This window comes from Rhodococcus sp. 06-156-4, from assembly GCF_002259345.1.
Lineage (GTDB): Bacteria > Actinomycetota > Actinomycetes > Mycobacteriales > Mycobacteriaceae > Rhodococcoides > Rhodococcoides fascians_E.
This window is the reverse complement of sequence record NZ_NPGB01000014.1, coordinates 13,668-36,143: the sequence shown is the minus strand read 5'-3', so window position 1 is coordinate 36,143 and position 22,476 is coordinate 13,668. Positions and strand designations below refer to the sequence as shown.

General features: G+C 64.9%; 23 protein-coding genes. 10 read left to right on the top strand and 13 right to left on the bottom strand.

All coding sequences use genetic code 11. From position 1 onward, the window contains the following. Positions 1–28: 28 nt before the first annotated feature. Positions 29–1,531 (top strand): carboxyl transferase domain-containing protein, encoded by a 1,503-nt coding sequence (locus CH290_RS08235; protein ID WP_033190711.1) that lies wholly within the window; start codon positions 29–31, stop codon positions 1,529–1,531. Here CH290_RS08235 and CH290_RS08230 read toward each other — a convergent pair. Next, complete coding sequence (locus CH290_RS08230; RefSeq protein WP_141216208.1) at positions 1,481–1,870, bottom strand: hypothetical protein; 390 nt, start codon at positions 1,868–1,870, stop codon at positions 1,481–1,483. The genes CH290_RS08235 and CH290_RS08230 overlap by 51 nt on opposite strands. Positions 1,871–2,055: 185 nt before the next feature. Continuing rightward, on the bottom strand, positions 2,056–2,916 hold the full coding sequence (locus CH290_RS08225) for a DUF559 domain-containing protein (RefSeq protein ID WP_033190709.1): 861 nt from the start codon (positions 2,914–2,916) through the stop codon (positions 2,056–2,058). A gap of 122 nt (positions 2,917–3,038) precedes the next feature. Here CH290_RS08225 and CH290_RS08220 point away from each other — a divergent pair, with 122 nt between their 5' ends. Both CH290_RS08220 and CH290_RS08215 read left to right on the top strand, forming a co-directional pair. Further along, positions 3,039–4,886, top strand: coding sequence for a propionyl-CoA synthetase (locus CH290_RS08220; RefSeq protein ID WP_033190708.1), 1,848 nt, complete (start codon positions 3,039–3,041; stop codon positions 4,884–4,886). 71 nt (positions 4,887–4,957) lie between these two features. Beyond that, complete coding sequence (locus tag CH290_RS08215) at positions 4,958–5,860, top strand: DMT family transporter (RefSeq protein ID WP_033190707.1); 903 nt, start codon at positions 4,958–4,960, stop codon at positions 5,858–5,860. 3 nt (positions 5,861–5,863) lie between these two features. Here the strand turns inward: CH290_RS08215 and CH290_RS08210 are convergent, their stop codons facing one another. Beyond that, a complete protein-coding gene (locus tag CH290_RS08210) occupies positions 5,864–7,195 on the bottom strand; it encodes a cryptochrome/photolyase family protein (protein WP_033190706.1) in 1,332 nt (443 codons plus the stop codon). A gap of 101 nt (positions 7,196–7,296) precedes the next feature. Between CH290_RS08210 and CH290_RS08205 the strand changes: the two genes are divergently transcribed. The 3 genes from CH290_RS08205 to CH290_RS08195 are packed head-to-tail and all read left to right on the top strand — an operon-like array spanning position 7,297 to position 9,524. Further along, on the top strand, positions 7,297–7,509 hold the full coding sequence (locus tag CH290_RS08205; protein ID WP_019664386.1) for a hypothetical protein: 213 nt from the start codon (positions 7,297–7,299) through the stop codon (positions 7,507–7,509). Between the two features lie 12 nt (positions 7,510–7,521). Continuing rightward, positions 7,522–8,223, top strand: a complete 702-nt coding sequence (locus CH290_RS08200) for a response regulator transcription factor (RefSeq protein WP_019664385.1) — start codon at positions 7,522–7,524, stop codon at positions 8,221–8,223. A gap of 20 nt (positions 8,224–8,243) precedes the next feature. Beyond that, the gene (locus CH290_RS08195) at positions 8,244–9,524 is read left to right on the top strand and encodes a sensor histidine kinase (protein WP_019664384.1); all 1,281 of its coding nucleotides are present in this window, start codon (positions 8,244–8,246) and stop codon (positions 9,522–9,524) included. Here the strand turns inward: CH290_RS08195 and dctA are convergent. Then, a complete protein-coding gene (gene dctA / locus CH290_RS08190; RefSeq protein WP_033190705.1) occupies positions 9,521–10,900 on the bottom strand; it encodes a C4-dicarboxylate transporter DctA in 1,380 nt (459 codons plus the stop codon). The two genes, CH290_RS08195 and dctA, sit on opposite strands and share 4 nt — an antisense overlap. A 93-nt stretch (positions 10,901–10,993) precedes the next feature. Here dctA and CH290_RS08185 point away from each other — a divergent pair, with 93 nt between their 5' ends. Continuing rightward, positions 10,994–11,938: a TAXI family TRAP transporter solute-binding subunit gene (locus CH290_RS08185; protein WP_033190704.1), complete on the top strand. Its 945-nt coding sequence runs from the start codon at positions 10,994–10,996 to the stop codon at positions 11,936–11,938. Position 11,939: 1 nt separating this feature from the next. Here CH290_RS08185 and CH290_RS08180 read toward each other — a convergent pair whose 3' ends face one another. The 4 genes from CH290_RS08180 to CH290_RS08165 form a co-directional block, all read right to left on the bottom strand. Further along, a complete protein-coding gene (locus CH290_RS08180) occupies positions 11,940–13,328 on the bottom strand; it encodes a HAMP domain-containing sensor histidine kinase (protein ID WP_033190703.1) in 1,389 nt (462 codons plus the stop codon). Between the two features lie 9 nt (positions 13,329–13,337). After that, the gene (locus CH290_RS08175) at positions 13,338–14,021 is read right to left on the bottom strand and encodes a response regulator transcription factor (protein ID WP_020111501.1); all 684 of its coding nucleotides are present in this window, start codon (positions 14,019–14,021) and stop codon (positions 13,338–13,340) included. Between the two features lie 62 nt (positions 14,022–14,083). Further along, a complete protein-coding gene (locus CH290_RS08170; RefSeq protein ID WP_026347664.1) occupies positions 14,084–14,443 on the bottom strand; it encodes an FKBP-type peptidyl-prolyl cis-trans isomerase in 360 nt (119 codons plus the stop codon). 24 nt (positions 14,444–14,467) lie between these two features. Then, a complete protein-coding gene (locus tag CH290_RS08165; RefSeq protein ID WP_019664378.1) occupies positions 14,468–15,142 on the bottom strand; it encodes a DUF2848 domain-containing protein in 675 nt (224 codons plus the stop codon). Between the two features lie 129 nt (positions 15,143–15,271). Here CH290_RS08165 and CH290_RS08160 point away from each other — a divergent pair, with 129 nt between their 5' ends. Next, positions 15,272–16,606, top strand: coding sequence for an MFS transporter (locus CH290_RS08160; RefSeq protein WP_019664377.1), 1,335 nt, complete (start codon positions 15,272–15,274; stop codon positions 16,604–16,606). On the opposite strand, the gene CH290_RS08155 is transcribed toward CH290_RS08160, so the two are convergent. Then, on the bottom strand, positions 16,578–17,219 hold the full coding sequence (locus tag CH290_RS08155; protein WP_019664376.1) for a GntR family transcriptional regulator: 642 nt from the start codon (positions 17,217–17,219) through the stop codon (positions 16,578–16,580). The genes CH290_RS08160 and CH290_RS08155 overlap by 29 nt on opposite strands. Before the next feature lie 67 nt (positions 17,220–17,286). Here CH290_RS08155 and CH290_RS08150 point away from each other — a divergent pair, with 67 nt between their 5' ends. After that, positions 17,287–18,081, top strand: a complete 795-nt coding sequence (locus CH290_RS08150) for a carbon-nitrogen hydrolase family protein (protein WP_026347663.1) — start codon at positions 17,287–17,289, stop codon at positions 18,079–18,081. Between the two features lie 4 nt (positions 18,082–18,085). On the opposite strand, the gene CH290_RS08145 is transcribed toward CH290_RS08150, so the two are convergent. Beyond that, positions 18,086–18,694: a TetR/AcrR family transcriptional regulator gene (locus tag CH290_RS08145; RefSeq protein WP_020111502.1), complete on the bottom strand. Its 609-nt coding sequence runs from the start codon at positions 18,692–18,694 to the stop codon at positions 18,086–18,088. Positions 18,695–18,750: 56 nt separating this feature from the next. Between CH290_RS08145 and CH290_RS08140 the strand changes: the two genes are divergently transcribed. Then, positions 18,751–19,158, top strand: coding sequence for a RidA family protein (locus tag CH290_RS08140; protein WP_019664373.1), 408 nt, complete (start codon positions 18,751–18,753; stop codon positions 19,156–19,158). Positions 19,159–19,231: 73 nt separating this feature from the next. Here CH290_RS08140 and CH290_RS08135 read toward each other — a convergent pair whose 3' ends face one another. From CH290_RS08135 to CH290_RS08125, 3 genes are all read right to left on the bottom strand, one after another. Continuing rightward, on the bottom strand, positions 19,232–20,530 hold the full coding sequence (locus CH290_RS08135) for a citrate synthase (RefSeq protein ID WP_026347662.1): 1,299 nt from the start codon (positions 20,528–20,530) through the stop codon (positions 19,232–19,234). Between the two features lie 71 nt (positions 20,531–20,601). Then, complete coding sequence (locus CH290_RS08130; protein ID WP_033190702.1) at positions 20,602–21,540, bottom strand: carbohydrate kinase family protein; 939 nt, start codon at positions 21,538–21,540, stop codon at positions 20,602–20,604. Further along, positions 21,537–22,463, bottom strand: a complete 927-nt coding sequence (locus tag CH290_RS08125) for an aldose 1-epimerase family protein (RefSeq protein ID WP_033190701.1) — start codon at positions 22,461–22,463, stop codon at positions 21,537–21,539. Before CH290_RS08125 ends, CH290_RS08130 begins: the two co-directional genes overlap by 4 nt. Positions 22,464–22,476 lie beyond the last annotated feature (13 nt).

Genomic DNA, 22,476 nt, shown 5'->3' with positions numbered 1-22,476 from the left:
CAGGAACGACCCGATTAGGCTCTGATTCATGACAACACGGACGTCCGCCGCCGAGATACTCGATGCAGTTCTCGACGGCGGATCGTTCGTGTCGTGGGATCGTGCGCCGATCGACGTCTCCCCCGGCCCGAAGTATGCCGCCGACTTGGCGAAAGCCCGAGACAAGAGCGGCGTCGACGAGTCCGTTCTCACCGGACAGGGACTGGTCGACGGCAGGCCGGTGGCCATCATTGCGTGCGAGTTCGCTTTCCTGGCCGGGTCGATCGGCGTGGCGGCCGCCGAACGAATCGCCACTGCCATCGAGCGCGCCACCGCGGAGAACCTCCCGCTGATCGCGTCGCCCACGTCGGGTGGGACTCGCATGCAGGAGGGCACCCTCGCGTTCGTACAGATGGTGAAGATCGCGGGTGCGGTGACCTTGCACAAACAAGCCGGCCTGCCGTACCTGGTGTATCTCCGCAATCCGACGACCGGGGGCGTCTTCGCATCCTGGGGATCACTCGCTCACGTCACGTTCGCCGAGCCCGGTGCGCTCATCGGATTTCTCGGCCCGCGCGTCTATCAAGCACTGTACGACAAGCCCTTTCCCGAAGGCGTACAGACCGCCGAGAACCTCTACCACCATGGCGTCATCGACGGTGTGGTTCCCGTGGACAGCCTCAGACACCTCATGGTCCGCGCGCTCCGCGTCGTCAGCCACGAGGGCGAGACAGCCCACCACCTCGACCCGGCTCCCACCGTCGGCGACATCCCTGATCGTTCCGCGTGGCATTCCGTGGAATCCTCACGTCGCCCCGATCGGCCGGGCGTGCGGGAACTCCTCGAACATGCAGCCAGCGAACAGGTCCCGCTCAGCGGCACCGGCCAAGGCGAGTCGGACACGACGATCCTGTTGTCGTTGTGCAAATTCCGAGGAATCTCCTGTGTGGTCTTCGGCAACGACCGAAGCAGCCACAGCATCACCGCGACGATGGGACCAGGCGCGCTGCGTCAGGCTCGGCGTGGAATGAAACTGGCCGAGGAGCTCCGCATTCCTCTGGTCCTCGTCATCGACACGTTCGGCGCAGCACTGTCCAAGGAAGCGGAAGAAGGCGGGATCGCACCCGAGATCGCCCGATGCATCAGCGATCTCGTGACCGTCGACACCCCGACGGTGTCGGTTCTCCTCGGCCAGGGAACAGGCGGCGGCGCCCTCGCCCTGCTGCCCGCCGACCGCACCTTGTGCGCACAGAACGCCTGGCTCGCACCGCTTCCGCCGGAAGGCGCCAGCGCCATCGTTCACCGCGACACAGCACATGCGTCGGACATGGCCGAGGCACAAGGCATTCGGTCCGTGGACCTGCTCCGCGACGGCATCGTCGATGCCATCGTGCCCGAACACCCCGATGCAGCAGAGGAACCCGTCGATTTCTCGATCCGCATCGCCGGGGCCATCGCACGAGAACTGCGCAACATCAGCTCCGACGACGACCGCGTGTCCTCACGCCTCGCCCGGTACCGACGCCTGGGCCTCGGGAATCAAGGCCAGTAGGTCACCGGCCCGCACATCCGACGGAAGCTCCACCTTGGCGTCGCCCATCGCGAAGAACTGCCGACCCACCACCGAATGGCGGTTGGCGATATCGGCGACCTCCACGCACCCGAGCACGGCATCGACACGCACGATCCCGGCAATCACCGATCTCACCCGCGTCACCACCACACAACCCAACCGCGCCGGCGTGCCCTCGCAATCAGCGAAATCGTCGACGAACACCCCGTCGACCATCAATCGCCCATCACGAAAACCCGTGCCCGACGGCCACAACTCCGAATCGAATCGTGGTCGGCCTGCATTACGAAGAGACGGCAGCATCTCGAAAAGAGTCACATCAGCGAGTCTCCATCCGCCCCCACCGCGTCGCCAGGATCTTGACGGAATCATTATGGCCACGGGGTCGACGTCTACGCGGCCTTGCCACCGACGCCGTCCGCTGCAACGGATTGCCCGATACTCCGCGAGTCGGCAGGATTCCGTCGTATCGAGAAGTATCGGGCAATTCATGCCGCCACCGATTACGCGTGGGATGTCCGGTCGGCGTCGATCGACCGACGGCGACGCTTCACCACCGACACGATCTCCTCCACCACGGCATCCAGGTCCGACATGACGGTGGCCACGGAGTATCGCAGCACCAGCCACCCGTCGAGGACCAGCGCGTTCTGGCGTCGGCGATCGCTCGTGAACACCGCACCTGTGCTGTGGAACTCGCGCCCGTCGATCTCGACGATGACGCGCGCACGAAAGTCGACGAGGTCTCCGTAGTACGGTCCGACTCTCGCGTTGATGTCCATGAACAGATTGCGTGCGGTCAATGCGCGCGCCACCACGCGCTCCGCTTCCGAGAACGTGCCGGGGCAGCACCGTCGGAGTTGTGTGCGTAGGGCCTGCATTCCGTCCATCCCCTTGGCGGGATCGCAGAACGCCGCCAGCCGGCGCGCAGGAATGTGCGTGCCGACGGCGTCGTCGAAGAACTTCTCGAGTTCGGCCGTCGGCATCGTTGCCGCGAGGTCGACGAACGCCTGCTCGATCGACACGACGTGCAGCCCCCGTAGTTTTTGCACGTCAGGAAGTGCACGTCGGCGTAGCACGACCCAATCGGGTGACCGGACCTGCGCGTTGGGTGCAACGGTCGCCTCGACCGAGCGCGGTTCCGCCTCTACCAGGCCCCACAGCCAACCCGCGGTCGAATGGCTGAAGACCGCGTCCGGTTTCCACAGAGCGACGGCGCGACACAGGTCCATGTAGCCCGGTTTCTCCGTCGCGTACACGCCCGGCAGCAGCCGAGTGAGCCGGCCGCTTCGGCTCCGACGGGAGATGGTGCTGACGCTGAGTCCCTGCGCGATCAGCTGCGCTTTCGTGGTGAGTACCCCCATGCGCGCATGATGGCGCATACCTCCGACAGATCCGATGCGATGGATTGCCCGATACTGTGCAATTACTCGGGATCCCGCCGATTCGAAAAGTATCGGGCAATTCGTGGCACTAGGCTCGGGACATGAGCGGCGAGTATCGAGAAGCATTCGACAGAGCCAGGTCCGATCGTGAGGGTTTCTGGCTGGACGCGGCCGAGGGGATCGATTGGGTCAGTGCTCCGACGACGGCGTTCGATGGCCGCTGGTTCCCCGACGGCGTGCTCAATACGTGTGTCAATGCGCTCGATCGGCATGTGGATGCGGGCGACGGGGACCGTACCGCGCTGATCTACGACTCGGCGATGACCGGTACGCAGCGCCGATACACCTATGCCGAGCTGTTGAACGAGGTGGCGCTGTTCGCGGGAGTTCTCGTGCGCAACGGTGTGGGGAAGGGTGACCGCGTCATTCTGTACCTGCCCATGATTCCCGAGGCAGCCGTGGCGATGCTGGCGTGTGCGCGAATCGGTGCGGTGCATTCGGTGGTGTTCGGCGGATTCGCGGCGAAGGAGCTCGCGGCGCGGATCGACGACGCCGAACCGGTGCTGGTGGTGACGGCGAGTGGCGGTTTCGAGCCGGGACGGGTCGTGGAGTACCTCCCGATCGTCGAGAAGGCGCTCGCTCTGTCCTCGTCGCCGACGGTGATCGTCAAGAGCCGCGACGGGATTCCGAGCGATCACGGATGGCTGGACTGGGATGCCGAGATGGCCGAAGCGTCACCGGCGCAACCAGTTCCGGTGAAGGCTACGGATCCGCTCTACATCCTCTACACCTCGGGGACCACCGGAAAACCCAAAGGCGTCGTACGCGACAACGGTGGCCATGCCGTCGCACTGCGATGGTCGATGCACAACATCTACGACGTCGGTCCGGGTCAGGTCATGTGGACGGCGTCCGACGTCGGCTGGGTCGTCGGGCATTCCTACATCGTCTACGGCCCACTGCTGGCAGGTGCGACAACAATTCTCTACGAAGGCAAACCCGTCGGCACTCCCGACGCCGGGGCCTTCTGGCGGGTCATCGAAAGTCACGGTGTGCGAGCATTGTTCACCGCCCCGACGGCGTTACGCGCCATTCGCAAGGTGGATCCGCACGCCGAGAAACTGAAGAAGTACGACGTCTCGAGCTTGGAGACACTGTTCGTCGCGGGCGAGCGACTGGATCCCGATACCTACGAGTGGATCAGCCGAACCCTGGACCGGCCCGTCGTCGACCACTGGTGGCAGACCGAGACCGGCTGGGCGATCGCGGCGAATCTCCGCGGGCTGGAGCCGCTTCCGATCAAATCCGGTTCGCCGACCGTCGCGGTACCGGGTTTCGAGGTGACGATCGTGGACGCTGCCGGCGCCGAGGTCGACGCCGGTACCGAGGGCAACATCGTCGTGAAACTCCCGCTGCCTCCCGGCACCCTGGTGGGATTGTGGAACGACGAGGACCGCTTCCAGCGCTCGTACCTCGACACGTTCCCCGGCAATTACCTGACCGGCGATTCCGGTTACATCGACGCCGACGGGTACGTGTACGTCCTCGGTCGCAGCGACGACGTGATCAACGTTGCGGGACATCGACTGTCGACAGGATCGATGGAAGCCGTCGTCGCGAGCCACCCCGCGGTGGCCGAATGCGCGGTGATCGGAATTCACGACGACCTCAAGGGCCAGCGGCCGAGCGGGTACGTGGTCCTCAAGGCGGGCGAAACCATCGAGGAGGATCGCTTGCGCACGGAACTGGTCGCGATGGTGCGTGACCAGATCGGCGCACTCGCGACATTCCGGGACGTGACGATCGTCGGTGCGCTTCCCAAGACGAGGTCCGGGAAAATCCTGCGCAAGACCATGCGGCAGATCGTCGCAGGTGAGGAGTACGGGGTGCCGTCGACCATCGAGGATCCAGCGGTTCTGGATGCGCTGGAGAAGCTACTCCGTAGGTGAGGGCAGGAAAACGAGCAAGGTTGTCCGAAATCCGCGCGCCCCAGGCGGTCCGCTCGCCGTAATCTCATGCCATGACCGATGTCGCAGTGACGAAGAAGACGGATTGGCTTGCGCTCGGAGCGGTGACGGTCACCGTGGTGTCCTGGGCGTCGGCGTTCGTCGCGATTCGGGGAGTCGGTACGTCGTTCGGAGCGGGTCCGCTGGCGCTCGGCAGGTTGCTGATCGGCACGGGCGCGCTCGGGCTGATTCTCCTGGCGAAACGCACCTGGGTCAGACCTACCCGCACCCAGTGGATCCAGATCCTCAGCGTCGGGGTGTTCTGGTTCGCGATCTACAACGTGGCCCTCAACGCCGCCGAACAACGCGTCGATGCAGGCACCACCTCGATGATCATTCAGATCGGCCCGATTCTCGTTGCCCTGTTCGCCGGACTCCTCCTCGGCGAGGGCTTTCCGCGGTGGCTCGTGATCGGCGCGGCGATCGCGTTCTCCGGGGCCGTGCTCGTGGGTGTCGTCACTGCCGTGACCACCACCGACACCGTCAGAACCGACGCGGATGCCCTCGGCATCGCACTGTGCCTCGTCTCCGCGGTGACCTACGCAATCGGTGTGCTCTGCCAGAAACCGGTGCTGCGCAGCGTGCCCGGCCTCCAGGTCACGTGGATGGCCTGCGCGATCGGCGCCCTGTGCACTCTCCCGTTCGCCCCGGCCCTGCTCGACGACCTGGCCGACGCATCCGCCCAGGCAACCGGCGGTCTGCTCTACCTCGGCCTCGTTCCGACAGCGCTTGCGTTTTCCACGTGGGCCTACGCGCTCACCCGAATGGATGCAGGCAGGCTCGGCATCACCACATACGCCGTCCCACCCATCACCGTTGCGCTGAGCTGGGCCCTGCTGAACGAAGTTCCGCACATCCTCGCAGTGCTGGGCGGCGTCGTCTGCCTCGTCGGCGTCGGGCTCTCTCGCCGACGGTGAGCGTCACAGCGCCTTGAACCGGGCTATCGCGACCTCTCGCTCGTGCTTGTGGTCGACGATGGCGTCGGGGTAATCCTTGGGGCGTCCGAACTTCAAGGTGTGCACGGCCTTGCCTTCTTCCCCGCGCAGCTCGGGAACCCAGCGGCGTACGTAATCACCGGTGGGGTCGAACTTCTCGCCCTGGGTGATCGGGTTGAACACACGAAAGTACGGGGACGCATCGGTTCCCGTGCCTGCCGTCCACTGCCAGCCGTGTTGGTTGCTGGCCAGATCGCCGTCGACCAATCGGTCCAGGAAGTATCGCGCTCCCCACCACCACGGCAGATGCAGATCCTTGACGAGGAACGACGCCACGATCATGCGGACCCGGTTGTGCATCCAGTTCTCGGAATTCAGCTGTCGCATACCGGCGTCGACGATGGGGAAGCCGGTCTTGCCGTCCTTCCACGCGTCGAACAGCTCCTGGGCGTGCTTGCTGGTGTCCAGCTCGATCTTGTCGAACTTCTTGTCGTAGTTCTCCCGCGCGCTGTCCGGGCGCTGAAACAGAATGTCCGCGTAGAAGTCTCGCCAGGCGATCTGGCGACGGTACGACGCGGACCCCTCGCTGCGCAGTTTTCCGAGGTCAGCCAGCATCGTCCGCGGGTGGATGGTGCCGTACTTCAGGTGGACCGACATACGCGAGGTCGAGTCCAGGTCCGGCCGGTTGCGCTCGTCGTCGTAGTCCGAGACTCGCTCCAGAAACTCGGCCCAGGCGTCGGACGCAGCCTTCTCCCCTGCAGGCGCGTCGGACGCGTCCTTTTCGGTGGGGATCTTCACGCGTCGGGGAAGCCCCTTCACATCCGACGGGTCGAGCCACGACACGGTTTTCGCCGACGTGTCCGCCGGGCCCCGCCATCCGTGTTCCATCCACTGCCGGAAGTACGGAGTGAACACGCGGTAGGGCTCGCCGTCGTTCTTGGTGACGCGGCCGGGGGCGATGGCGTAGGGCGATCCCGTCGACACCAACGACACGTGTTCACCGACGCGCTCGTCCCTGGACCGCCCGTACGGCCCGTAATCCGCGCTGATGTGGACCTCCTCGGCGTCGACGGCCTTCGCGACCTTGGGCACCACGGTTTCCGGATCACCCTTCACGACCAGCAGCCGACCGTCCAACTGCTCGTCGAGTGCCTCGAGCGAACGGAAGAGAAAGTCCCGACGCGGCCCGCCCGACGCCTTCAGCAGCACGTCGTCGAGAACGAACAATCCGAGCACGGGCCCGTCGGAATCGGCCGCAGCCGTCAGCGTCGGAAGATCACCGGTTCGCAGGTCACGTCGAAACCACACCACAGTCATGCGTGTATTCATACCCGCGGGACTGTTCGACAATCCATTTCTCACAGTTCTCCCACATTTGCCTCACCGAGCCCCCAAAGTAGCCTTCTACCTTGGGAAACATGAGAAACACAGCAACCCCCATCTTTCCGGGAGCGGCGTCGCTGATCGACACGACGTGCACGTTCGACGCCTACTACGCCAAGCTCTACGCCAATGCACCTGAACTGGCGTGGACGCTCGATGCCGATCGCGAACGCCGCAGTGCGCTCGAGGAATTCTTCGCCAAATCGCCCGAGGAGCGCGAGATGACCGTCCGGAGCTGGGCGGCATAGCACGATAGAGCTGTGCCCGAATCAGCCACCGTACTCGTAGTCGACGACGACGCGGACGTGCTCGCCTCGCTTCAACGCGGACTCCGCCTGTCCGGATTCACCGTCATCACCGCGGTCGACGGCGCCGAAGCGCTCACCGCGGTCTCCCAGCGATCGCCCGACGTGGTGGTCCTGGACATCAACATGCCGGTCCTCGACGGCGCCAGCGTCGTCAAAGCCCTCCGCGCGATGGGCAACGACGTACCCATCTGTGTGCTGAGTGCTCGGAGCTCGGTCGACGATCGCATCTCCGGCCTGGAATCCGGCGCCGACGACTACCTGACCAAACCGTTCGTCCTGGCCGAGCTGGTCGCTCGGATCCGCGCGATGCTCCGCAGACGTGCTACGGCACCTGCGCCACCCGAATCCAGCTCCGCCATCACCGTCGGCGGCCTGAGTGTCGACATCCCGGGCCATCGCGCCCACGTCGGGATGCGCGAACTGGATCTGACCAAACGGGAATTCGAACTGCTCGCAGTCCTCGCCAGGAACGCAGGCGTCGTTCTGACGCGTGAGCGGCTGCTCGAGCTGGTGTGGGGGTACGACTTCGTGGCCGACACCAATGTCGTCGACGTGTTCGTCGGTTATCTCCGGCGCAAGATCGAGGTCGACGGTCAATCCCGTGTCCTGCACACCGTGCGCGGTGTCGGTTTCGTGCTGCGGCCGAGCTCGTGAGGTTCTCTCTTCGCGCCCGAGTGGCCGTCGCGACCGCACTGGGTGCGACGATCGTCGTCGCGACGCTCGCGACCGTCGCCTCCGTGGTCATCTCCCGCAACAACGTGAGCAACCTCGACGACCGGTTGACGACGGCGTCCCAGGTTCTGATTCCCAGTGCATCGAGCCTCGAACTGTTCCTCGACCAGCTGGGCAGCTCAGGGGCGTTCGCGGTGACGATCCGAACCGGCGATACCGTCATCGCGTCGACTCCGACGCAGCTGCCGAAGCTCGACGAGGGTTCGGAGACCGTCGACGTGGGAGGAGACCGTTTCCGCGTCTACACCTCGGAGGCTGTGTCGGCGACAAACATCATCATCTCCATCGGCGTTCCCGCCGCCGAGGCGCAGGAGATCACCGACGATCAACAGCGGTGGGTCATCTTCGGCGGATTGGCCGCCATCGCCGCGTCGACGGGCCTCGGCTGGATCTTCGGCGGCCGCGCGGTGAAACCGCTCGTGACACTGACTCGGCAGGTCAGTGCGCAGCCCCCGAGGTCGCCGGACACCTCGACCGGGGTGAAGGAGTCCGACGAGTTGGCCGTGGCCATCGCAGGCATGCTCGAACGACTCGGCGACGCGCAGGCACGTACCACCGAAGCACTCGGCACCGCTCGGGATTTCGCGGCGGTGTCCGCGCACGAACTTCGGACGCCGCTGACGGCGATGCGCACCGACATCGAAGTGCTGCGCACCCTCGACCTCGAGCCGCCGCAGCGACTCGAGATCCTGGAGGATCTGCAGCGGACGCAGGGCCGCGTCGAAGCAACTCTGACGGCTCTCGAGAAACTCGCGTCCGGTGAACTGTCCAGCGACAAGGATCGCGTCCCGGTCGACATCGTCGAGATCTGCGACGTGGCCGCTCAGGACGCGATGCGGCAGAACCCGGGTCTGACGGTCCGCGTCGAATCGGCCCCGTCGCTCGTCGTCGACGCTCTGCCCGCCGGACTCCGCCTCGCCCTGGACAACGCCATCATCAACGCCGTTCGCCACGGGTCGGCCACCGACGTCGCGATCACGCTGACCGAGACGGAGTCCACGGTGCAGATCGTCCTCGACGACAACGGATCCGGAATCCCGCCCGCCGAGCGGGATTCCGTCTTCGAGCGCTTCTACCGTGGGGCGTCGGCGACGAAGGGTGGATCCGGCCTCGGCCTCGCCCTGGTGGCGCAGCAGGCCGAACTGCACGGTGGCCGAGCTCGCTTCACCGACAGTCCGCTCGGTGGGGCCAGACTGGTACTGGACCTCGCACGCGGACACTAGCGGCCTGCTGCACCCGAGGACGCCAGCTCCTTGTCGGCCGGCTCGTCGGGATCCAACAGGTCGTCGACGTCGACGGTCTTCGGGTTGTCCAGCACGTAGGCGAGGCGTTCTCGATCGAGCTCGCCCGTCCACCTCGCGATGACGAGCGTTCCGAGTCCGTTGCCGGACAGGTTGGTCAGCGCACGGCCCTCGGACATGAAGCGATCGATTCCGACGATCAACGCGATACCCGCAACCGGGATCACCGAGTCGAATGCCGTCAACGACGCGGCAAGGGTGACCAGGCCTGCGCCCGACACGCCTGCAGCACCGTTCGACGAGATCAGCATGAACACGAGCAGACCGATCTGCGTCCAGATGGGGACGTCGATACCGAAGGCTTGGGCGATGAAGATCGCGCCCATCGACATGTAGATGGCGGTGCCGTCGAGGTTGAACGAGTAGCCGGTGGGAATGGTCATGCCCACCACGTGCTTCGGTGTGCCTGCCGCTTCCATCTTCGCCATCATCCGCGGAAGGACCGTCTCCGACGACGACGTGCCCAGCACGATCAGCAGTTCGTCCTTGATGTACCGCAGGTACTTGAAGATGCTGAACCCGGCGAGTCTGCAGATGGGGCCGAGGACGAACAGCAGGAACAGGATGCACGTGAGCCAGAAGGAACCCATGAACGTCGCGAGTGAACCGAGGATCGCGCTGCCGTGCTCGCCGATCGTGAACGCGATTCCGCCCATCGCACCCAGCGGCGCAACCCACATCACGAGCTTGATGACGCCGAACATGATCTTGGCGAACGTGTCCAGGGCGCTGACGACCGGTGCCGCCCGCGTGCCGAGCATCGTCACCGCTACGGCCACGAGGATCGCCAGCAGCAGTACCTGCAGCAACATTCCGTCGACGAATGCACTCGCGAACGAGTCGGGTACCAGATTCAGGATGAACCCGGTCAGTCCCGTTCCGCTCGCTTCGCCGGCCGACTCGATGGTGCCCGCGGCCGCCGACGAGTCGAAGGAAGCGACGTCGTAGGTCAATCCACGCCCCGGCCCGAGGACGTTGACGACGACGAGGCCGATCGCCAGCGCGAACACGGTGGTGACGTTGAAGTACATGACGGTCTTGAAGGCGAGACCACCCGCTTTGGCCAGGTTCCCCATCCCCGCGATGCCGACGACGATCGTCGCGAAGATCGTCGGCGCGATGACCACCTTGACGAGTTTGATGAACAGATCGGCCATCCACTTCATCTCCGACGCCACGCCGGGAGCGGTGAGGCCGATGATGATCCCGACGCTGATTCCGACGAGAACCCAGAAGTACAGCTGGTGGTAGAAACGCTTGCGCTTGACGGTGTCACCCGTCTCGGTGGTGGAAGCCATGCCGCCAATGTTCCGCAGTGGCGCCCGTCACACCAACAAAGTTGCGTAGATTTGAGGTCGATCTGACATTCACATTTCGGACATAGGAGACGAGTGAGCGGAAGGATCGATCGACGGACCCTGCTCGCCGGGGTGTCGGCCGTGAGTCTCGCAGCCCTGCTGCCTGCGTGTTCCAGTCGGCCCGTTCCCTCCGTCGACAATTTGACGTTCGCGACGGGACCGGCGGGTGCGACCTACCGTGAGACGGGGACCGCGCTGGCCGAGCGCTGGAACGACGCCCTCGCCCGCCACGTCGTCGACATCGTCGAAACCGACGCGGCCGTCGACAACGCGGCACTGCTCACGGCCGGGTCCGTCGACCTGGGTTTCGTGAACGCCGACGTCGCGAAACCGTTCGTCTCGGACTTCTCCGCACTGTTCCGGGTGTTCGATTCGGTGCTGCACCTCGCGGTCATGGCCGACGGGCCGGTACGAACACTGCAGGATCTACCGGGCATGCGGGTCGCGGTCGGCCTCCCCGGATCGGGAACCCGCTTCACCGCGCTTCGACTCCTCGACTCGGCCGGGCTCGCCGTCACCCCACTGTCCTACGGCCAGGACGACGCGGCCCGGGCACTGCTCTCCGGCGAACTGGATGCAGTCTTCTCGTTGACCGCGATGCCGACACCGGCCCTCGACTCGCTGGTCAGAGACGCCTCGGCGGTGGGCCGAGCCGTCGAATTCGTCGATCTCGCCGTCGACACCGAGGCCGTACGGGCCGCCTATCCCGGAGAGTACGTCGGCGTCGTGATCTCACGGACGGTGTATCCGGACATCGCGTCGAGTCGCACCCTCGCCGTTCCCACGTTCGTGCTGGTGCGCAACGAGTTTCCACGCGACTTGGCTCGTTTCCTGACGGCGAGCACGTTCGAGAATGCCCGGGCGCTGTCGATGAACCGCCCGGAAGCAGATCAGATCAACCCGCGAACCGGGGCCGCCACCACACCCGTTCCACTGCATCCCGGTGCAGCGGACTGGTTCCGCGAACAGAAACCCTGACTCACGCTGACGCACAGGGCAATCGAACAGTCGCCACGATTCCGCCACCGGAAGCACCCCGTAAGTCGAACGTTCCTCCCACATCGGCCACCACATCACTCACGATGGCAAGACCCAACCCTGTCCCGGCCACGTTCTGATGCCGTGGCGCGCGCCAGAATCTCCCCGTCGCCGCAGTCGTCTCCGATTCCGACAACCCGCGACCATCGTCCTCCACCTCGAACAACGCCCAGCGACCCTCGGATTCGGTGCGCATCCGGACCGTCACCGTCGTGCCGCCGGACAGCCGGGCGGCGTTGGACACCAGTTCGTCGAGCACCGCGACGAGGCCACCGGAGGGTTGGCGGACGGTGCGACACCCCGGAGCCGGTTCCTCGATCACCAACCGAACCCCGGCGCTCTCCGCGCACGCCTGCCACCGCGGCCGCGCGGCATCGAACACGTCGACGACCGAGCACAGGTCACCGTCACGTTCACCGTCGTCCCGCTCCGCGGAGACGGCGCCGAGCATCGCTTCGAACGTCGCACCCAGTTCCACCGTCTCGGCAACGGCATCCTCGTGGGCCTCGCGGGCGTCACCGTCGCGCAGCCAGGGCCGTAGATTCTCGACCGACAAACGCAAGCTGGCCAACGGATTTCGGAGCTGGTGGGCGGCGTCGGTGACGAACGCGCGCTGACGCTGCATCGACCGCTCGACGGTGTCGGCCATCGTGTTGAACGATTCCGACAGTTCGCGTAGCTCCTGCGGGCCTCGATCGACGTCCGCGCGGGTCGTGAAATCGCCTGCGCCGATACCGGCAGTGCTGCGCTCCAGATCGCGGACGGGCCGAAGAATCCACGATGTCAGCGGCCACAACCCGGCGAGCAACCCGGCGACGGCGACCACCAACACTCCGATACCGACAGCCCATTGGGACAGGCTCCCGGCGCGCAACGTGTCCGTCGGAGCCTCGATGACGACGACGGCGGTCACCTGGGAGTCCCGGCCGACCGGTTCGACCACCCGCACGGGAGCGGCGGTCCACGGGTAGACAGTCGGCGCCTCGGACACCCGGCCGCCCGCGAACGCACGCCTGACGGCACCGGCCAGTTCCTCGTCGTCGGGAAGCGGAACGCCGGGGTCGTACACGGTCGCCCCGTCCAGAGCGAGCACCCACACCGCTGAGTCGTACAACGCCGAGTACGACGCCAGTTCCTCTCCCAGCCCGGTCGATTCCCCGGATTCGATCGCCGCGTCCACCTCGGAGGCGAATCGCACTGCGTCACCGGTCCGGTCGATGAACACACGCTGGGTTGCGCGCTCGGACACCAGAATCGCGTACGGGATACCCACGCCGAGAACGAGAAGGGCGATCACCGGGACCATGCTGAGAACGATCCGTCTGCGCACGGCTGTCCGTCAGCTCTCGGACGCCGATTCGAGCCGATATCCGACGCCTCGGACCGTCGTGATCGACGCTGCGGCGCCGAGTTTGGTGCGAAGCGACGCCATGTGGGTGTCGAGGGTCCTGGTGTTTCCTTCGCGGGCGGACTGCCACACGTGATCCAGGATGCGGTCGCGCTCGACCACGACGTCCACGTTCTGAGCGAGGAGCACGAGCACGTCGAACTCCTTGCGGGTCAACGGAAGAACCATGCCTGCCAGCAGAACTTCGTGACGGTCGCGATCGATGCACAGCTCCCCGTGCCCGATACGACCCTGCGATTCCAGAGGTACGGACGAGAGCCTGAGCCTGCGCATCACGGCGTCGATACGCGCCATGAGCTCGGCGATCCCGAAGGGCTTGACCAGATAGTCGTCCGCGCCGGCACGAAGTCCGCGGACGCGGTCGTTCGTGGCCCCACGCGCTGTGACGGCGATGACCCCGGTGGACGGATGGTCCCGCAGCGCTCGGATCACGTCCACACCGTCTCCGTCGTCGAGACCGAGATCGACGAGAGCAATGGCGAAGTCCTGCCGGGCCATCGCTCGGCGGGCTGCCGCGACCGCGCCGACCCGTTCGACGTCGAAACCCTCGGCATGCAAGGACCGACGCAGAGCACGGGCCACGCGATCGTCGTTTTCGACGACCAATGCCCACATGTCCGAAAAGTCTACTTCGGGAGACTTCGAACTGTGGGCACTTGGTCGACGACCGGTCTACGTCAGTTGACGCCGAGCAGGTCGATCACGAACACGAGGGTCTTTCCGGACAGGCGATGACCGTGTCCGGCCGGGCCGTAGGCGAGCTCCGGCGGAATGGTGAGCTGACGGCGTCCGCCCACCTTCATCCCGGGAATGCCGTCCTGCCAGCCCTGAATCAGGTTCTGGAGCGGGAACTTGATGGACTCCCCGCGGTTCCACGAGGAGTCGAACTCCTCGCCCGAGTCGAACTCGACCCCGACGTAATGCACCTCGACGGTATCGCCGGGTGAGGCTTCGTCACCGTCTCCCTCGACCAAGTCCACCAGCACTAGATCGATGGGTGGAGGGCCTGCCTGGAACTCGATAATTGGCTTCGTCACGCACTCCACCCTACGTCGCGCTGGTCAGCCGATCGGGTCAGCCATGCGAATGACGTCGTATTCGCAGGTCAGCACGTTTCCGGTGGCGGCGTCGGACATCTCGACCTTCCACGCGTCGGCGAACTGGTCGACGCCGGGATGCATCGAGATCGTGCCCGAGATCAGGATGGTTCCGCGCTTGAACAGCCCGCGCTCACGGAGCACGTCGAGCCAGTACTTCGGAGCGAGGAGATCGGCCAGCGACCCCGTCTGAATCGGGGTCTCGCCGACCCATGCCTTCAGCGTGATGTCGTCGATGCGGTCCGCGACGTCGGACAGACGCCACGCACCGGAACCGAGCACGTCGGGTGATGCGTTCTTGCTCCACGCGACGCTGTGGACCTCGAGGTCGCGGTCGGTGTGATCACACGCGACGGTGAGCAGCACGTCGTCGTCGGTATCGCCGAGAACGACGAGCGCCCACTCGGCTTCACCGGAGGTGCGCCCGTGCTGCACGTGCACGGCGTTCGTCTGCTGAGCCAGGTACGGCGAGATGGGGTACATCGCGGGCGTGACGGTCGGTGCCGGAACACCGAGTTCGGCCAGCTCGGCGATGTGATGAGCAACTTCTTCCTGGTTGCGGCCCGCGTAGCCGGCGTTGAGCAGATTCAGCGGTTCGACGGTCTCGGTGGTTCCGTCCGGAAGCGTGAACGTCAGCATCGTGAATGCCTCTCTCGTTAATTGATTGTTTCGAATACGCCGAAAAGCTTGCGCATACGTCTTGTATACAGCAAGTATGGAATCAGTACAACGGATACAGTGATCCAAGGCACAGACGAAGGAGTTGCCATGACTGCGCAGACAGTCGAAAAGAAAGGCCTGGTCAAGGCATTTGCGGCCAGCCTGACGGGCACCGCATTGGAGTGGTACGACTTTGCCGTCTACTCCGCGGCGGCCGCCCTGATCTTCCCGATCGTCTTCTTTCCCGACAGCGATCCACTGACCGGCACCCTGCTGGCCTTCTCGACCTACGCGGTCGGATACGTGGCACGCCCCGTCGGCGGATTCGTCTTCGGACGCCTCGGCGACGTCATCGGCCGCAAGCAGTTGTTGGTCATCACGCTGCTGCTGATCGGCGTCACCACATTCCTCATCGGTTTGATCCCGGGTTACGACACCATCGGCATCGTCGCCCCGATCCTGCTGGTCACGATGCGCTTCGCCCAGGGCGTGGCCGTCGGCGGCGAATGGGGCGGCGCGGTACTTCTGTCGAGCGAATACGGCAACCCCCGTCAGCGCGGCTTCTGGTCGTCGGCCGCACAGATCGGTCCCCCAGCCGGAAACCTCCTCGCCAACGGTGCTCTCGCCGCACTCACCCTCGCCCTGACCGAGGAGCAGTTCGAATCCTGGGGCTGGCGCGTCGCGTTCCTGCTCTCCGCAGTACTCGTCGGCTTCGGACTGTGGATTCGCCTGAAGCTGGAGGACACTCCGGTGTTCAAGGCACTCCAGGAAAGCGGAGATCGCTCCGAAGCGCCGATCAGCGAGGTCTTCAAGTTTCAGCGTCGCCCTCTTATCGCCGCGATTCTGTCCCGCATCGCCCCCGACGTCATCTACGCACTGTTCACCGTCTTCTCCATCACGTACGGCACACAGAAGCTCGGCTTCGAACGCAGCGAAGTTCTGATCGCCATTCTCATCGGCTCTGCATTCCAGCTCGGCCTGATCCCGCTCGCCGGCGCCCTGTCCGACCGCATCAACCGCCGCCTCGTCTACGGCGTCGCCGCCGTCGGTGGAGTCGCCTGGAGCGCAGTGTTCTTCCTGATCATCGGCGGAAGCTCGCTGCCGCTGCTGATCCTCGGCGTCGTCGTCGGACTGGCGTTCCACTCGTTCATGTACGGACCGCAGGCAGCCTTCGTCACCGAGCAGTTCACCGTGCGCCTGCGATCGACCGGCAGCTCGCTCGCCTACACCCTCGCAGGAGTCGTCGGTGGAGCCATGGCACCGCTGATCTTCGTCTTCCTGCTGGACAAGACCGACACCTGGACGCTGATCGTCGCCTACGTCGCCGTCGTCGGCGCCCTGACCGTCCTCGGCCTCGCGCTCGGACGCAACCCCGACCGGGCCGAGGAAGAGGAGTACGAGGTCATTCGCGCGACTACGCCCTCAACAGGATCTGCAGTGTGACTTCCAGATGATCGTCGATCGCCCGATGCACGAGGTCCTCGTCGCCGCTCTCGAGAGCGACGACGATGGCCTCGTGCTCGGTGCACACGTTGCGCTGGCGATCGGACGCCGCGAACAACGCGGTCAATCCGACGCGCAGCTGACGGGCCCGCAGGCCTGCGTACGTCCGCGACAGCAGTTCACTGCCGGCGGAATCGATCAGAATTTGATGGAACCTGCCGTCGAGGTCGATGAATTCCTTTGCAGCATCATCGGTTCGAACCTCGGCGAGCACCTCCTGAGCACCGAGGGCGTCGCGCATCAGGGCCACCGGCGGGGTGCCGGTTCCGACGGCCACCGAGCCCGCGTGACGCTCCAGCACGCCTCGCAACTCCATCAACTCACCGATCTGGCGGCCGGACATCGCGGGAACGTGAGCACCCCGCTTGGGTACCATCTCGACAAGACCCTCCGCCTGCAACATCAACAGGGCTTCACGAACCGGCGTGCGAGACACCCCGATTCGAGTCGCCAGGTCCTGCTCGTTCAGAAATGTTCCGGTGGCCGCAGGTGACGTGAGCACTTGGTCACGAACGAACGAGTACGCCTTGTCCCTACCCGACACCGATTGCATACGATATGTATACCTCTCGACGCGCTACGAAACCATGCACAGCGCCCACGAAACAGGAGATCAGCAGATGAGCACCAGCCTCCGAATCAGCCTTGCCCAGGTCACCAGTGGAACTGAACCATCGGACAATCTGCGAATCATCGACACCCACGCCCGCGCAGCCAAAGAAGCCGGATCCTCCGTCGTCGTCTTCCCGGAAGCGATGATGCGGTGCTTCGGCGGACCGATTCGCGGCGTCGCAGAACCCCTCGACGGCCCGTGGGCCGACGGCGTCCGTGCGATCGCGTCCAGCGTCGGAATCACGATCGTCGCGGGAATGTTCACCCCCGCCGACGACGACCGTGTCGCCAACACCCTCCTGGTCACCGGCGACGGCGTCGACGCGAGCTACGACAAGATCCACCTCTTCGACGCCTTCGGTTTCGCCGAATCCGACACGGTCGCACCGGGTTCCGAACCGCTCGTCCTCGACATCGACGGTGTACGCATCGGCTTCGCGACGTGCTACGACATACGCTTCCCCGCGTTGTTCCAGAAGCTCGGCGACCTCGGCGCTCAACTGGTCGTCGTCGCCGCGTCGTGGGGCTCCGGTCCGGGCAAGGCCGAACAGTGGTCGCTGCTCGCCCGAGCCCGCGCCCTCGACTCCACGGCGTTCATCGCCGCCTGCGACCAAGCACAACCCGAGCAGTCGAACGGAACCGCGCCCCTGGGCGTCGGCCACTCCATCGTCAGCTCCCCCACCGGCGAGGTACTGGGTCAACTCGACACGACTCCCGGCATGCTGACCGTGGACATCGACACCACACAGGTCGAGTCGGTGCGCCAGAACCTACCGGTCCTGAAGAACCGCCGACAGTTCTGACGGGTCACCCGAACTCCCAGCCCGCTGCCACGGATTCACGGCAGCGGGCTTCGTCGTCGCCGGCGGCGACGTACACCGCCGTGAGCATCGACGCCCCGTAGGCCAACGCAGCCTCGTCGAGCGGCCCGGTCACGACGAGCGAGACCAGCCCATGCCCGACGATCCAAGCCTGAAGCGCGAGATCCACCGAATCCACATCCGCCCGGAATCGTCCGGCATCCTTTGCACGGTCGATCCCCAGCACCAGATGCTGCAGAACCGCATCAGCGCCGCCCGGATCCTCCAGATCGACCGTCGCGTCGAACATCACTCGATACAGATCCGGATTCTCCAACGCGTTACGTGTGTACACCGATCCGAGCGACGCCAGGTCACGGACCGGATCCGCCGTGACCTCCGCGGCCTCCGACATGGCGGCCAACCTCTTGAAACCTTCCTGCCGCACGGCCATCCACAGACCGTCGAGGCCGTCGAAGTAGGTGTACACGGCCATGGTCGAGACCTCGGTGTCCTTGACGAGCGCACGCAGCGTCACGGGCTGCCTGTCCCCCAACATTCGCGCGGCTCGTTCGATGAGCATCGACCTGATCCGAGGATCTTTGGTTCTGACCATTCCCCAACAATATATAACAGTGTTATATTTTCGGAACCCCGACGAAGGAGCCAGATATGACCATCACCCTGCACAACCCCGACGGTCTGCCCAAACCCGATGTCTACCGCCAACTCTCGGTCGCCGAAGGATCGAAGCTCGTGTTCCTTTCCGGCCAGGTCGCCCGCGACGCCGACGGCAACCGCGTCGGGGAGAACGACTTCGCGGCGCAGGTCGAACAGGCCTACCTCAACGTCGCCACCGCGCTGAACGCCGTCGGCGGGACGTTCGACGATGTCGCGAAGCTGACGGTCTACGTCGTCGACTGGACGGCCGAGAAGATGCCGTTGCTCGGAGAAGGCGTCGGGCGGGCCGCAGCGAAGCTCGGCATCGACCCCGTCAAACCCATCACGCTCATCGGAGTCGTCGCGCTCGGCGAACCGGACATCATGGTCGAGGTCGAGGCCACGGCCGTGCTCGACTGACACGTGCACCCCGAAACGACGAAAGCCGCCTGGACCCCGTGACAGGTTCAGGCGGCTCTTCGCTCGGTGACGACTAGCGCGAGGACACGTCCTTGTAGTCGCGCTCGGTGTAACCGGTGTAGATCTGACGCGGCCGACCGATCTTCGTGGTCGGATCCTCGTGCATCTCACGCCAGTGCGCGATCCAGCCCGGGAGACGTCCCATGGCGAACAGCACCGTGAACATGTGCGGCGGGAAGCCCATCGCTCGGTAGATCAGCCCGGTGTAGAAGTCCACGTTCGGGTACAGCTTGCGCTCGACGAAGTAGTCGTCGGTGAGCGCCGTCTCCTCGAGCTTGAGCGCAATGTCGAGGAGCTCGTCACCGTTGCCCAGCTTGCCGAGGATGTTGTGCGCGGTCTCCTTGACCAGCGTGGCGCGCGGATCGAAGTTCTTGTAGACGCGGTGCCCGAAGCCCATGAGCTTCACGCCGTCTTCCTTGTTCTTCACCCGACGCAGGAAGTCGGTGGCGTCGCCGCCCTCCGCCTTGATCTTGTCCAGCATCTCGAGGACGGCCTGGTTGGCGCCGCCGTGCAGCGGTCCCCACAGAGCATTGATGCCACCCGAGATGGACGTGAAGAGGTTCGCGTCCGAGGATCCGACCAGACGAACCGTCGACGTCGAGCAGTTCTGCTCGTGGTCCGCGTGCAGAATCAGGAGCATGTCCAGAGCCTTCACGATCTCCGGGTCCACCTCGTAGGGCTCCGCCGGGAATCCGAACGTCATGGTCAGGAAGTTCTCGACCAGGCTCTTCGAGTTGTCCGGGTACAGGAACGGCTGACCGACGGACTTCTTGTACGCATAAGCCGCGATGGTCGGCAGCTTCGCGAGCAAGCGGATGGTCGAGAGTTCGACCTGCTCGGGGTTGTTCGGATCCAACGAATCCTGGTAGTACGCGGACAACGCGTTGACCGCACTGGACAGCACCGGCATCGGGTGAGCGTTGCGCGGGAAACCGTCGAAGAATCGCTTGAGGTCCTCGTGCAGCAGTGTGTGCCTGCGGATCTTGTCGGTGAACTTCTCGAGCTGGTCCTCCGTGGGGAGCTCACCGTAGATCAGCAGGTAACTGACCTCGATGAAGCTCGACTTGCCGGCCAGCTGTTCGATCGGGTAACCGCGGTAGCGCAGGATCCCTGCAGCACCGTCGATGTAGGTGATCGCAGACTTCGTCGACGCGGTGTTGACGAATCCGCCGTCGAGCGTCGTGTAGCCGGTCTCGGCCAGCAACTTACCCAGCTCGATGCCGTCATTGCCTTCGGTTGCCTTGGCAATGGACATGCTGTGTTCGCCACCGGGGTAAACGAGGGTGGCTTTTGCGTCATTCTCAGCGGGCACGAATGGTCCCTCTCGAACTCATGTAACGGACACGTACTTAAATCGGACACTTACTGCAGTCGATAGAGAAACTAGTCTCTCGGCGCCTCGGACGCCCACGGAGGGTCGGCACCCGGGCGAGAAACCGTGATGGCGGCTGCTCGCGCGGCGAACCTCAGTGCTGCCTTCCAGTCTCCCGCGCCCATGTCATTCAGGTCACGCGTTGTGACAATGGTCTCGTTTGTCAAATACGCGAGTAAAGCTCCGTGCACGGTGTCACCTGCACCGATGGTGTCGACGACGTCGACGGGCATCCCGGGAACCGAGAATTCGCCCGCCGAAGTGAACACCGAGATACCGTCGCCTCCGCGCGTCATCACGATGGCTGCGACGCCTGCCGCGAGCCAGTCGTCGACCGTCGTCCCCTCGGGTCCGAGTCCCAACCAGTGCGCGTCGTCCTCGCTGACCTTCAAGATGTCCACCGACGGCAACCACGACTTGAATCGGGTACGAAAACCGTCGGCCGTGATGTCTCCACTGGTGCTGTCGATGGCAGCCGGACGGATGTTGGGGTCCAGCATCGTCAGCTTCCCCGCCGCGTGCGCACGGTGCAGCAGGGCTGCGTACATCGACGCGCCCGGCTCGTACAGAAGCGACAGCGTGCCGAAGGACAGAGTCGTGATCTCGTCCGGCAACTCGCCCGGGTCACCGACGAGCCGATCGGCCGTACCGTCTGCGTAGAACGAGTACTGAGCGCTACCGTCGTCCGCCAGGGTGGTCATCGCCAACGTGGTCGGCTCGGCGCCGCGCTGCACCCATGTGGTGTCGACGCCTGCATCACGCAGGCTGCCGAGGATCTGCTCCCCGAACGCGTCCGTGGACACCCTCGACAGGAACGACACGTTCGTGCCCAGACGACCGAGCGACACCGCGACGTTGAACGGGCCACCCCCGAGCTTCGGAGAGAGCAACGGGCCTTCGTGCACCGGGACCAGATCGACGAGAGACTCGCCGCACACCAGAATCGTCATCGCGTCAGAAACTCCATTCCCCATGAGCCGGTCCAGGTTTGCCCCGGCGTCAACACGATCACGTCGACGCCGGAATTGAACGCGTCGGGCGGGCACGTCATCGGTTCCACGGCCACCGCGCGCCCACGGTCCGGGTACGCCTGATCATGTCCGGGGTCGGCGGTGAACACCTGCACCCAATCGAACTCGCGGTCCGTCCACAGTCCGGTACCCGTGCCGTCCGGCCCGCGGAGAACGTGCCAGGCCTTGCCGTCGGCGTCGGGTACTTCGGCGCTGAATGGAGTGTCCAGCCAGACGTCCTTCATGAGACGCGGCGCCGTGAAATCGAACTCCGAACCCGCGGTCGGAACCGACGGACCGTTGGGCAGGTTGCGAACAGGGTCGAGTTGCAGCCGAGTGCCGGCGGAGAACTCCAACGTGCAGTCGTCGAGCGGAACATCGCCGACGCGCACGAACGTGTGAAAACCCATGCCGTAGGGAGCGTCGGACTCACCGGTGTTGGTCGCCGACGCGGTCACGACGAGCCCGCTGTTCGACAGTTCGTGCACGACCGTCACCTCCACGCTGTACGGCCAACCCGGGTGCTGCCCGATGTCCACCGACTGCTCGACGCGAGACTCCGATCTGTCCACGAGAGTCCAGTCGACCCTGCGCACGAAACCGTGGCTTGCATTGTTGCGAGACGGTTCGGTGATCTCCAACTGGTGGTCGCTACCACCGAAAGTGAATGCACCGTCGGCGACACGGTTGGGCCACGGAGCGAGCACCAATCCCGCCGAGAGCGGTGGTGTGGTGCCCACTTCCCACGTCTCGGTCAGCGGCGATCCGTCGAACTCGAGCAGCCTCAGACCGGCGCCTGCCGCGGCGATCTCCGCCCGGTACTTCCCGCTCGAGATCGAATATGCGTCAGCCATGGTTGCCATTGTCCACTACCTG

Bases quoted from the DNA above. Each gene is read 5' to 3' on its own strand.
- CH290_RS08235 (WP_033190711.1), top strand. From the start codon at position 29: ATGACAACACGGACGTCCGCCGCCGAGATACTCGATGCAGTTCTCGAC.
- CH290_RS08225 (WP_033190709.1), bottom strand. From the start codon at position 2,916: ATGGGGGTACTCACCACGAAAGCGCAGCTGATCGCGCAGGGACTCAGC.
- CH290_RS08220 (WP_033190708.1), top strand. From the start codon at position 3,039: ATGAGCGGCGAGTATCGAGAAGCATTCGACAGAGCCAGGTCCGATCGT.
- CH290_RS08215 (WP_033190707.1), top strand. From the start codon at position 4,958: ATGACCGATGTCGCAGTGACGAAGAAGACGGATTGGCTTGCGCTCGGA.
- CH290_RS08210 (WP_033190706.1), bottom strand. From the start codon at position 7,195: ATGACTGTGGTGTGGTTTCGACGTGACCTGCGAACCGGTGATCTTCCG.
- CH290_RS08205 (WP_019664386.1), top strand. From the start codon at position 7,297: ATGAGAAACACAGCAACCCCCATCTTTCCGGGAGCGGCGTCGCTGATC.
- dctA (WP_033190705.1), bottom strand. From the start codon at position 10,900: ATGGCTTCCACCACCGAGACGGGTGACACCGTCAAGCGCAAGCGTTTC.
- CH290_RS08175 (WP_020111501.1), bottom strand. From the start codon at position 14,021: ATGTGGGCATTGGTCGTCGAAAACGACGATCGCGTGGCCCGTGCTCTG.
- CH290_RS08165 (WP_019664378.1), bottom strand. From the start codon at position 15,142: ATGCTGACGTTCACGCTTCCGGACGGAACCACCGAGACCGTCGAACCG.
- CH290_RS08160 (WP_019664377.1), top strand. From the start codon at position 15,272: ATGACTGCGCAGACAGTCGAAAAGAAAGGCCTGGTCAAGGCATTTGCG.
- CH290_RS08155 (WP_019664376.1), bottom strand. From the start codon at position 17,219: ATGCAATCGGTGTCGGGTAGGGACAAGGCGTACTCGTTCGTTCGTGAC.
- CH290_RS08150 (WP_026347663.1), top strand. From the start codon at position 17,287: ATGAGCACCAGCCTCCGAATCAGCCTTGCCCAGGTCACCAGTGGAACT.
- CH290_RS08145 (WP_020111502.1), bottom strand. From the start codon at position 18,694: ATGGTCAGAACCAAAGATCCTCGGATCAGGTCGATGCTCATCGAACGA.
- CH290_RS08140 (WP_019664373.1), top strand. From the start codon at position 18,751: ATGACCATCACCCTGCACAACCCCGACGGTCTGCCCAAACCCGATGTC.
- CH290_RS08130 (WP_033190702.1), bottom strand. From the start codon at position 21,540: ATGACGATTCTGGTGTGCGGCGAGTCTCTCGTCGATCTGGTCCCGGTG.
- CH290_RS08125 (WP_033190701.1), bottom strand. From the start codon at position 22,463: ATGGCAACCATGGCTGACGCATATTCGATCTCGAGCGGGAAGTACCGG.